General features: G+C 57.7%; 11 protein-coding genes and 1 pseudogene. 4 read left to right on the plus strand and 8 right to left on the minus strand.

Features of this window, described 5'->3' with window-relative positions:
- Window positions 1-331: 331 nt before the first annotated feature.
- The 5 genes from GUI70_RS17300 to GUI70_RS17315 form a co-directional block, all read right to left on the minus strand.
- Window positions 332-808, minus strand: coding sequence for a hypothetical protein (locus tag GUI70_RS17300; protein WP_161883565.1), 477 nt, complete (start codon window positions 806-808; stop codon window positions 332-334).
- Window positions 805-1,077 carry a helix-turn-helix transcriptional regulator gene (locus GUI70_RS17305; RefSeq protein WP_161883566.1) on the minus strand — a complete coding sequence of 91 codons (273 nt, stop codon included), beginning with the start codon at window positions 1,075-1,077 and terminating at the stop codon, window positions 805-807. Before GUI70_RS17305 ends, GUI70_RS17300 begins: the two co-directional genes overlap by 4 nt.
- 32 nt (window positions 1,078-1,109) lie before the next feature.
- Window positions 1,110-1,568, minus strand: coding sequence for a hypothetical protein (locus GUI70_RS24050; RefSeq protein ID WP_202630513.1), 459 nt, complete (start codon window positions 1,566-1,568; stop codon window positions 1,110-1,112).
- Between the two features lie 171 nt (window positions 1,569-1,739).
- A complete protein-coding gene (locus GUI70_RS24055; RefSeq protein ID WP_202630514.1) occupies window positions 1,740-2,255 on the minus strand; it encodes a hypothetical protein in 516 nt (171 codons plus the stop codon).
- Window positions 2,256-2,417: 162 nt separating this feature from the next.
- Entirely contained in the window at window positions 2,418-3,098 is a 681-nt protein-coding gene (locus GUI70_RS17315) for a TetR/AcrR family transcriptional regulator C-terminal domain-containing protein (protein WP_161883567.1), read from the minus strand.
- Between the two features lie 135 nt (window positions 3,099-3,233).
- Between GUI70_RS17315 and GUI70_RS17320 the strand changes: the two genes are divergently transcribed.
- On the plus strand, window positions 3,234-3,992 hold the full coding sequence (locus GUI70_RS17320; RefSeq protein ID WP_272952895.1) for a DUF4386 domain-containing protein: 759 nt from the start codon (window positions 3,234-3,236) through the stop codon (window positions 3,990-3,992).
- 453 nt (window positions 3,993-4,445) lie between these two features.
- On the opposite strand, the gene GUI70_RS17325 is transcribed toward GUI70_RS17320, so the two are convergent.
- Both GUI70_RS17325 and GUI70_RS17330 read right to left on the minus strand, forming a co-directional pair.
- Window positions 4,446-7,508: an EAL domain-containing protein gene (locus GUI70_RS17325; RefSeq protein WP_161883569.1), complete on the minus strand. Its 3,063-nt coding sequence runs from the start codon at window positions 7,506-7,508 to the stop codon at window positions 4,446-4,448.
- 187 nt (window positions 7,509-7,695) lie between these two features.
- Window positions 7,696-8,337 carry a TetR/AcrR family transcriptional regulator gene (locus GUI70_RS17330; RefSeq protein WP_161883570.1) on the minus strand — a complete coding sequence of 214 codons (642 nt, stop codon included), beginning with the start codon at window positions 8,335-8,337 and terminating at the stop codon, window positions 7,696-7,698.
- Between the two features lie 58 nt (window positions 8,338-8,395).
- On the opposite strand from GUI70_RS17330, the gene GUI70_RS17335 reads away from it, so the two are divergent.
- Window positions 8,396-8,833 (plus strand): ester cyclase, encoded by a 438-nt coding sequence (locus GUI70_RS17335; RefSeq protein WP_161883571.1) that lies wholly within the window; start codon window positions 8,396-8,398, stop codon window positions 8,831-8,833.
- 104 nt (window positions 8,834-8,937) lie between these two features.
- Complete coding sequence (locus GUI70_RS17340) at window positions 8,938-9,159, plus strand: hypothetical protein (RefSeq protein WP_306468315.1); 222 nt, start codon at window positions 8,938-8,940, stop codon at window positions 9,157-9,159.
- Between the two features lie 204 nt (window positions 9,160-9,363).
- Here GUI70_RS17340 and GUI70_RS17345 read toward each other — a convergent pair.
- A pseudogene (locus GUI70_RS17345) lies at window positions 9,364-10,064 on the minus strand (IS6 family transposase).
- Between the two features lie 209 nt (window positions 10,065-10,273).
- Between GUI70_RS17345 and GUI70_RS17350 the strand changes: the two are divergent.
- Complete coding sequence (locus GUI70_RS17350) at window positions 10,274-10,642, plus strand: hypothetical protein (RefSeq protein WP_161883572.1); 369 nt, start codon at window positions 10,274-10,276, stop codon at window positions 10,640-10,642.
- Window positions 10,643-10,875 lie beyond the last annotated feature (233 nt).

Raw genomic sequence — 10,875 nt, forward strand, 5'->3', positions numbered from 1 at the left:
CAGCTGAACTCGGAGGGCGAAACGACGACGTCGATGGCGATACACGCCCTTCAGCACGCGAAAGACTTTCATGCGACGCTGAGTGCCGCTGGGCGGCCAGATTTCTTCTTCCGTCCCTCTCGTTCAATCAGGACAGCCTCCATCTCGGCGAAGGTCTCAGGATACACCCCAGTGCGTCGACGGAACTGTTTGCGGTTCATCTTCAGCGTGCGGGTCAGGCGTTCTTGCTGCACCCTATAAGAGCGGCTGTTGAGTGGAACTAGACCAGCCCCTTAATCATCAAGGCATACAGCAGCGACAAGACAATCTGGACCTCACGAGAATCAGGCAGTCAATCGGGCTCAGGTTCGTTCCAGGCCAGGATCGCGGTCGGCAGGATCGGAATGATCAGCATCAAGGCAGAAAAAACCAAATTCCCCACGACGTGGCTGGACGGCAAGAGGTGGCTGGTCGGAAGGGGAAAACCGAGTACGAAATAAGCACCTGAGAGGACGAGCGCGCCGCCAACCAAGCGATAGGCACTGACATGCGCCTGCGACAGACGCTGCCATTGGCGCTCGTCCATCGTTGCATCGCGGCCTTCGGGGAGACCAAGGCGGCTGGGCCGCCACAGCGGTAACGCTCCTACCAGGGAGATTAGGACACCGATGGCGACGAGCGTCACGATGACGTCGTGTGACACGCGGGTCGTCATGAACAGCAGCAACGCGAAGAGGACCAGCAGGTAACCCGCAACCGCAATCATGACGATCGTGCGGCGTCGAGCGAGGGAGGCAAGGGGCTGGTGTGGGGAGAGCGTGGTCTTCATGCGGGTCCTCCGTAGACTTTCTCACTGAGTGGGCTGAACGGGGTGCGGGAGAAGATGGCTTCGATGGGGAGGTTGAAGTATTCGGCGAGGCGGAGGGCGAGGTCGAGGCTGGGGTGGTACTCTCCACGCTCCAGGTAGCCGATGGTCTGGTAGTTGACGCTGATCGCGGTCGCGAGGTCTTGCCGACTGAGTCCTCGTTCTGCTCTCAGGACGGGGAGACGATTGTGTAGGGGGGGTGGCGAGGGACGCCCTATTGTTTTCGCAATCATATAACTTATTGTTGTATTTCTACAACAATAAGTCAAGAGAACCCACCTCCTTGCCCGGTGCAACTGCAGTACCTTTGGCAGAAAGAATCGTCATCTTCCACAGGGAAACGAAGCAGGTCCGCCACCGACCAGATCTTGGAGGTGAGACCGATGGCCATGGCTGGGGTGCGCTGCCGATACTGTCGCCGGCCCTGCGGCTCGGACAGCTTGATGCGCAAGCCTCGCTGTTCGTTACACCAGTTGTAAATGCCCATACACAGCTGACTCAGTGCTCGGCGCATCAACAGCGTACGAGCAAAGGCTAGACTCTTCCTGGCGTCGTGCGCATTCATCCGTCTGGCAGTGCCATTCTGCCGCTCCACCGCTGAAGTGTTCGGTGTCCGATGACCAAGCTGCTCGACTTCAGCATCCACCCTTGACCAGCTGCCATGGGCGATCCGTTGCAGCACTTCGATTATCCGCCGTCCCTCCCGCCGCTTGACGATCAACACGTGCGCTAGTGTGCGGGGCACCCGGAATCACAGCTTCTTGAAGCGCCCCTGTGATCCCTTGCGAGGGGGCCGGTACGGCACTCCAAATACCTCCGGGAAGAGCGACTCATACACGGCCCAGCCATCGGTGAACAGCACCAGGTCATGCGGGTTGGCCAGTCGTTGCCGAGCTCAGAACAGCAACCGCCGTCCTAAATCTTCGTTCCGCTGACCGAGTTCGCTCTGCACCAGGAACTTACTCTTAGGTTCGATCACGGTCGCCTCCCAGAGCTGTTGGCCTCTGCGTTCAACGAAGCCAGAGCGTTCATCGGCTTGCAATGCGCTGAGTTGGAGGTCCTGAGCATGCTGGGCATGGAGACTGTGAGCATGAACTCCGGTCAGGATGGCCAGTCGCCGGACGGTCGAGCGATGCAGCTTGGTCAACTTGGCGGTGGTCTTGAGGGCGTTCCCAGCCCCTAGGTGCTCTACGGCACTGGCCAGTTGGTCTTCTGGAGCACGAGAGTTCCACAGGGGTGTTCCTTTTCGTTCGCTGAACTCGGTGCCACAGGAGCGGCACTTCAGCAGCCGGCGCTGTGCAGCCCCGTAGAGCTTTCGGACACGGAGGTTGCCTTGCCCACGTTGGCCGTGCTGCTCACAGTGATGGGCGGGGCAGGAGAAGCTTTCCAGGAGAAGAAGCGTATCCGACATATCCTGTCTTCTCTCCCACACGCAGTCCGCTCACTGTGGGGCTGGTCCAGTTCCACACAACGGCCATAAGAGCTTAACCTGCGACTTTCGCAGGAGGTCTAGTGAAGGCACAGGCGAGGGAGCGCCCAGTCAGGTCCTTGATGCACCGCTCTCGTCTTACTGTCAGTCGTGTGACGACCCGGAGGTGGTCAGGAGACGTTCGAGGCCCTTCAGAAGAAGATCGAGACCGAACTCGAAGCGCTCGACACGCCCACCCATCTGCGCAATCGTGCTGACGACCGCGTGGAAGTACGGGTAGCGGTCGGCAGGAATCAGCGCAATCCCGGCCACAGCCATCTGCGCGGCGTCCTCGGGCGCAAAGGGCAGGTTGAGCTGTTGGAGTGTAAAGCCGAAGATGTGACCGTCCAGGGCGTGCCACGCGTCGAGCGTCTGCTCCACTGTGAACCCGCCCTGACGCAGCCAGGCAAACGTGTCATCGATGTAGCCCAGCATGGCGGGCCCAATGTTGACCCGTGATCCCATCAGTGGACAGGCCCAGCGGTGACGCAGCAGCACCTGGTGCGCCGAGATTGCGCGCTGGCGCATGGCGTCCTTCCAGTCATTGGCGTCATGGGGTATATCGATCTCGGCGATAACGAGGTCAATCAGGCCATCAATCAAGTCGCTCTTGTCCTTGACGTACTTGTAAAGCGACATGGCTTCGACGCCCAGCGCCTGGCCAACACGCCGCATGCTCAGCGCTTCGAGGCCGTGGAGGTCGACGAGCTCCAGGCCAGCGTGCAGGATGCGCTCGCGGGTGAGTGGCATTCGAGGTTCGGCCTGGGAGAGGTCTGGTGGGGTCATGGCGTACTCCTTGGTTGAGTACCAAGAAGAGGTCCTCTTGACAAGCTTACAGTGTAAGTCTAGGCTTACACTGTAAGCCCGAATTGAGCCGTGTCCCCTTCCTCTGTCCACTGCTGCGCTTTTAAGAGGTCCATCATGCATGCCACTTTGAACCCCCAGAACGAGAACCTTCGGACGAACCCGTCCCCGTCTGCTGCCGCACCCACTGCTGGGGTTGCGCTGCTGCTTATGGCTGCGCTCGCCCTCTTCGCCGAGTTCTTCGTTCGTTCCCGACTGATGGATCCGAATGACCTCACCGTGACGATCAACCACCTGCGCGCCTCCGGGCCCCTTTTGCGGGCTGGGATCGTGGCCAACTTGGTCGTCGCCCTCTTGGACGTCCTCGTTGCTGCCGCGCTGTATGAAGTTTTCAGGCACGCAGGGCGAGGCCTCGCTCTGTTCGCGGCGGCCAACCGCGTCGTGTACGCGGCCATCTTTGCCACCGCGACGTTGGGTCAGGTTCTCGCCTTGCGTATCGCCACAGGCACCAACGTCCCATCAGGCGGTCGGCAAGAACAGGTTGTCTCTCTCGCCGCAGCGTTTCTCGACCTGCACGCGTTTGGGTGGCAGATCGGGTTGGCGTTTTTTGCTGTTCATCTCGCGGCGCTCGGCGGGTTGATCATACGTTCCGGTGCCGCGCCCCGTTGGATCGGCGCGCTGCTCATCCTCGCTGGTGCCGCGTACCTGACGGACGCCTTCGCGAACGTGCTTCTGCCCAACTACACGGACTACGCCGCCGTTCTGAAAGCTTGCGTCGCCCTCCCTGCCCTGGTCTCGGAACTCTCGCTGTGCGCTTGGCTGCTGACCTCCGGCAGACGGGCACGGGCCGCGGTTGCTCACCTCCAGTCCGCCTAGCCGCCAGACAGCGCTTCACGCCTTGTGTTCCTCGGGGTCTCCTGGACGCCTACCCAGGCTGGATCGACACCAGCATCCTCTCACTGAATCGCCTCGATTTCCGGTGCATAACGGGCGATCATGCTCAACATCAAAGGCGGCCTCCGGGTCGCCTTCTTCACTTGCCTCATGACCACTCAGCGTGTAGAAGTCATCCAGAAATTCCCCTATGACTTTCCTTCAAGCCGCGCTGGGCGGACGTCGAACCCTCGTTAGTCTTTGGGTTAAACGGTTTGCCTATAACCCCGTCTGGTAGAGCATCGATGTCACCCTGTCCTGATTTTCTGGATGACTTCTACGGTCTACTTTTCACGCTGAGTGCGTCGACGGAACTGTTTGCGGTTCATCTTCAGCGTGCGGGTCGGGTGTTCTTGCTGCACCTTATAAGCTTAACCTGCGACTTTCGCAAGAGGTCTAATAGGGTAAGGGCTGGTCGTGAAGCAGGAGGGAAAAGGCCTCTTCAGCAGGCATCGGTGCACCGAAGTAATACCCTTGAGCATAATCACACCCTGCTTGCTGAAGCCACTTCCACTGTTCTACGCTTTCAATCCCCTCGGCAACAACCTTCATTCTCAGGCTCTGTGCCATCGCAAGGATGGTCCGGACCAACTCGGCATTCTCGGCGCTACTGAAAAGCTGCCGAATAAAGGAGCGGTCGATTTTAAGAGCAGAAGCAGCAAATTGCTGTAGATAGCTCAAGGATGAATATCCAGTTCCAAAATCGTCAATATACAATTGCAGCCCGAGATGACGCAAGGCGTTGATGTTGTTCTGCACAGTAGCACTCCGGCGAAGGAGCAAGCTCTCCGTTATTTCTAGGCGCAGGAAGGCTGGAGCGAACGCTGTCTCGTGAAGAATGCCCTGTACGACATCGGCGAAATCCGGTCTGGAAAACTGCAACGTGCTGGCGTTCACGCTTAGAAAACACTGTTTGGCTTGAGGCGCGATTTTGGACCAGGCATGAATCTGTTGGCACGCCTCCCGCAGCACGAATTGATCAATTTCAGAGATGAGCCCAATATCTTCTGCCACAGAGATAAATTCTGCTGGGCTCACGAATCCTCGCACGGGATGTTTCCAGCGAGCAAGGGCTTCAAATCCAATCAGTTCTGCCGTCTCAATTCGCACAATGGGTTGGTAGTACACCGAAAGGGCCCGTTGACTCAAGGCTTGTCGCAGTTCACCTTCTAGCCAGGTCCGCGCGAGGAGGTGATCATGCATGGCCTGTTCAAACACTACGGACTGCCCCGGACCACTGGCTTTCGCGCGATACATCGCGATATCCGCGTCACGCATGATGTCTTCGTATTGCCGATACTGGCCTTGGTTGGTCACGATACCGATGCTCGCCGTCACAGCAGAAAGGTGCCCGCCGATTTCAAATGGTTTGGAGAGGGCCTGTTGAATACGTTGAGCGATCTTCAAAGCGCCCTGGGGTTCTTGAATATCATCGAGCAATACAGCGAACTCGTCACCACCAAAACGGGCGACCGTGTCTTGTGCCCGGACACTGCTTTCCACCCGTTGGGCAAATTCAATAAGGAACCGATCCCCAATATGATGACCGAAGGTATCGTTCACTGTCTTAAACCGATCGCAATCGAGAAACAGAACTGAGAAGCCCTGACTGGGATGCCGTGAAGCACGGGCTATAACACGCTGAAGTTGCTCGTGGAACAGCGCCTTGTTCGCCAAGCCAGTCAGGACATCGTGAATGGCGGCATGCCAAAGCTGCGTGTTCAACCGCTGTAACTCCAACGTCCGGTCGGCCACTCGCTGTTCAAGTCTATTATGGGCTGCTTGCAAGGCGTGCATTTGTTCCAGTTGATGGATAGATTGACTGATGGTGTGCTGTGGCGTCTGCTCATCGAAGAAGATGTCCACCGGCTGGTCCGCGAGCAGATAACCATACTGCTCCTGTTGAAAGAACAATGGCGTGACAAGCAGGTGTCCGTGAGCCAGTTCTGAGCGCATGCTGTTGGGCAGGAGCTGCGATGTGGGAAAGGGTGTGCCGTCCATAGAGGAGGTGATGCCTTCCGTGAACACCACACGGCTCTCTGGATTCAATGTAGATCCGAAGGAGCTGTACAGCACCAGAATGGCCCGTTCGAGATGTAGGTTCTTGAGGTACTTCCGGGCAGTCTCGAACAGGGCGTCGTAGCTTACGGCAGACGTCATGTTCGAGAGTAGGACAGCATTGTTTGTCTCTGCAAGGCGCTGCCGAACGTGAGCCATCTGCAGCGCGTCGTATAGCAAGGTCTGAGCATCCGAATAAAGGACTTCAGACGCTTCCAGCAGGGCGTCATCCAAGGTGGAACGTATAACCCGACGAAATTCGCCTAGACGAACGCGCCAGATCGCAAAATGCTGATCCTGATGCAAATGCTCTAGTAAAGTTGTCTTGAAATCTTCTAAGAACGCTTGATGTCGTTCAGGCCTGCTTGCGGCGAAACGATATTTCTCAAACACCTCCCTGTGAAGTCCTGAAAGTTGCTCGATCTGACGAATTAGGCTATGATCAGATGATGCTGTACTCTTTATTCCGCAGGATTCGCGCACGATAAGTTGTGCTGGAAGATAAATGTCTGTCCTGATGCCTTCGTTGAAGAGAAGTTCGGTGGCCACACGGGCCTGTTCAAGAAAGGGTTGCCGGACGCTAGTCAATGGAGGAATCGCGTTGCGGTAGTGCTCATCATCATCAAAACCGACGACAGCAACATCACCAGGGACTCGGAGGCCATGCTTCCGCAAAGCCATGATGACCCCATCAGCCATCTCATCATTGGCAGCCACCACGACATCGAAGTCCGTGGTGGCGGCCAACAATTTCGTCATTTCGTCATATGCTATCCCGACACGGAAATCACCATTCAGGACCAGGCTTTCATCCAAGTGAAGCCCGTAAAAGTCGAGTTTATCTCGGAAGACCTGTTCGCGTATGTTGGAATCCTCATTACCCGTTCGTCCGCGCATGAAGACGAAGCGTTTCAGCTCTCGATTCACGATGAGATGGTCCATTAAGGCGTCCATACCCGCCCGGTTATCGATGACGACTGAAGGAATGCCTTCGATTTTTCGACCGATAGCTACAGTCGGCAGTGAATGGAAGCGTGAAGCGAACGCAGCCATTTCCTGTTCACTGGCACTCCGACCAAGGTTGGCAGAGATAATAATGACCCCGGAATGTTGCTGTGGTTGAATCAAGTCGTACACGAGATTGGCCGAGTGTAGACTGTGCCCCTCGGGAACAAGCTCCCGCCCAACGTAGATGGTCGAGGCGACGCCGTGTGCGTCTAGAACCTCTCGGATTCCAGCCAGCAGGTGCGCTTGATAGTTATGGATGTAATCCCCGACGATAGCGACGTTCTGAGGCGAATTGGGCAACGATACGCCAGGGTGATAACTCACTGTACTGAGATCTTGAGCGTCACCGTCTACTTCAGCGACTTCTGAGACCTGTAAGCTGGACTCAGGCATGATTGACCATATCTTGAGAAATCTTTCTGGACTCTGACGCCTTTGGCAGGTTGTGTTGCTTGGCTGGATTCTGGCAACTTAACGCCGGCAGGCTGGTGAGCCGTACTTGACCAGAAGTCCTCCTGCCACCATTTTTCCCTCAGCCAGCGTGACGTACAACCGGGGCTTCAGAGCAACGGCAGGCTGATCACCGACCCTGCTCGGCCTGCAAGGGAGAACGGGGGAGGAACTGTTGTTCGAGCGTCTGGGCCAACCAGTGCTCGTACTCATCAGGACTCCAGCCCCATTCGTTCACCAACTCGAGGTACAGCTCGGATCTCGTGAGGGCCAGGTAGATCGCGACCATTTTCTTCGGCTCCAGATCTGATCGGAAGAACGGCGCACTGGCCTCGATCCAGCGGCCCACATGGGTGCGGCGTCCACTCAGGGCGCTCTGAAGTTCGGCGGCGGCCTCCGCATCTACGGCGGCGGCACTGGTGTAGATCGCCATCATGGCTGCCCCTTGTTCCCATTGGTGGCGTGTCGCATTCGCGAAGATCGACAGCCGCCGCGCTGGGTCGAGTTCTGTAAGCGCTTCTTCATAGCGTTCACGGGCTTGAGACGTTTGATGCCAGGACTCGCGAATGGCCTTGAGCAGGCCACGTTTGTTGGTAAAGATGGCGTAAATAGTACTGACCCCCACACCGGCGCTGGCAGCAATCGCCTCGATGGTCGTCAGGCCAAACCCTGTTTCGAGAAAGAGCCGTTGCGCGGCGTCAAGAATCAACCGCTGGGTTTCGGCGGCCTGCCGCTGACGGTGGGTGGGCGCGCCCTGGGGCTTGACATTCATGGAGCAAAGTATAACAGTATTGATTAGAGTGTAACTACATTTAACGGAGGTAGGTTCTATGGATGCTGAAACGAACCGCGCGCTCGTCCTGATGGTCTTCGACCGGGCCTTTAACCACGGTGACACCAGCGTCTTCGACGAGCATGTGCCTGCCTCAGGAACTGACCACCAGGAGAATCCAGGCACAGAGATGCGGCCTCACCTCAAGGAGATCGTGACGATGTTGCGCACAGCGTTTCCGGACCTCCACTTTGAGATCCACGATGCCCTGGCAGAGGGCGAGATTGTCGCCGTGCACTCGACGATGACGGGGACACATCTTGGGCCGTTCATGGGCGTGCCACCGACAGGCCGGCCGATCAAGGTGCGGCATATGCATTTTCTGCGCTGGCAGAACGGCCAGAACACTGACCTCTGGCACCTCTGGGACGTGCCGGGATTGATGCGGCAGTTGAACGGGCCCCAACCAGCAGTGATCTCAACATACGATGCGTGAACCGAGTGGGGCCAAGCGACCGAACTGGGTCTGGCCGGCAGCAATCTGCCGGTCGAGCAGATTGCCGGCGAGCCGTTGGGAAAGCTGGAACGCGGCTGTGCGCCGTGACCCGCTCCTACCAGGAAGGCGAGCAGATGATCATCGAGACTCAGGAAACGGTGTGCAGTGCCGGCGAGCCTTTGGGCAGCGAGCGGACGTGCACCTTGACGCTGGGAGCAGTGTGGGGCGCGCTGGAAGCCATCACCGGAGAGATGTGGCTGGGCGAACACACCGACTCTGTTCTCCGCGGCGGCACTTCTGACAAGTTCGTCTTCAGCCCCTTCTAAACACGTTTCAGCGCCTGCTCCGCACGTTAAAGGAAGGGCCTGAGAGGGTGGGCCGTGGTTGTCCTGGCATTGGTGTGCCGGCACAGCACACGGCCCACCCTTTCGATTCGAAAAGCAACATGGTTATTTTTTATGGTATCTGCTCCGAGGGTCCTGGCAAGTTAATCAGCGACGGGCCGAACGGAACCAGTGGCGGTCTGAACTTCAGATGGCCACTCCAACTGCGGCTCGCCATGCCAAATGGGCACTGTTTTGGTTCGATCTTCTGAGGTCGGCGGAAACGGCAGTGCGGGTATGCTGGTGAAGGTTCGAGACGCGGGCAGGCAAGGCTAAGAATTCCTGTGCCCTGTGGGGATTTTTGAAGCCGATCTGGCTCCGCTCCTGTTGTCTGGTGAGCCGCTGCGATTGTTTGATCAGGTTAGTACGGCGAGCAGGCGAGATGACTTGGACGTGCGCCACGCTGTGGAGCACGGGAAGTTCTCGAATAGCCGCTCCGTAACTCCAGAGTTTTCACGTCTGGCACGTCATCATGCACCAGGAGTCTTGTGAAGAAGGTCTCCACTGCTTGGGTATCTCGACGAGCTTGCAGAAGAAGATCCAGCACCGCGCCAGATTCTGTCGATGGCTCGCCAAAGCCAAAATTTCTTGCCACTAATCTCGATGCGCACCTCATCCAGGAACCACCGGGAACCCCGACGGGGTTCCCGGTGCCGTAACTCTTCGGTAAGGAGCGGTGCGAACTTGATGTTCCACTGCCGGAGCGTCTCATGGCTGACGACGATACCGCGCTCCTGGAGCAATTCCTGAACGTCGCGCTGGCTCAGTGGGAAGCGGTGATAGCGCCAGAGTGCGTATTGGATGATGCTCAGAGGGAAACGGTAGCGGTATGGCTTGCGATCAGTCACGGACAGTTGGCCTACCGCGCTTACCCTGCCAGAACTACGACAGTCGGGGTTCTCCTGGTGGCTTGCCCATGGATGTTCAGCACCCACAGGTACCGCTGTTCATCGGTCGTTCACGGCTGTTTTTCTACTGTTCTCTCAGGCAGAGGACAAGCGGCACACGCCCAGGGGAAACGAAAGACTCCCTCCACTGACCACCCAAGGAGAACACCATGAACACCAAGACCAGACTGCTGATCGCCACCCTCGCTGCAAGTGTCGCCCTCTCCTTCTCCGCTTCCGCAGCCACCACACCCAGCGCCAGTGCCCCGGTGCGTATCGCCCAAGACCAACCCAGCACGGCGCTGGTGGCCCTTCGTCTGCCCTACGTCGCCGCTCCACGTGAAGCCGCCGCCCGCTTCACCCCACCCGAGTTCTGCTACATCGGCAAAATGAAGGTCGCCTGTACCTTGACGGACGCCCCTTCTCAGGACCCCACCGCCCGCTTCACCCCACCCGAGTTCTGCTACGTCGGCAAAATGAAGGTCGCCTGCACCTTGACGGACGCCCCTTCTCAGGACCCCACTGGATCCCGACCATGAGCTCAACTTCGGGCGCATAAGCTCGACTTCCGCTGCGTAGCGGGCGATGATGCTCAACATCAAAGGCGGCCTTCGGGTCGCCTTCCGCTTTGGCCTAAGGGTACTTGGATAAGAGAAAATCAGGGAATTTTATCTAGAGCATTTGTCACAATAGAACCTGGGGATGGGCGTGTTTAAACCAGTGTTCGATATCCAAGCGTTTCACGGCGTCCAAAGCGCTGCCAATGGCGTTG

Origin of the sequence: Deinococcus alpinitundrae, assembly GCF_009982895.1 — a bacterium.
Lineage (GTDB): Bacteria > Deinococcota > Deinococci > Deinococcales > Deinococcaceae > Deinococcus > Deinococcus alpinitundrae.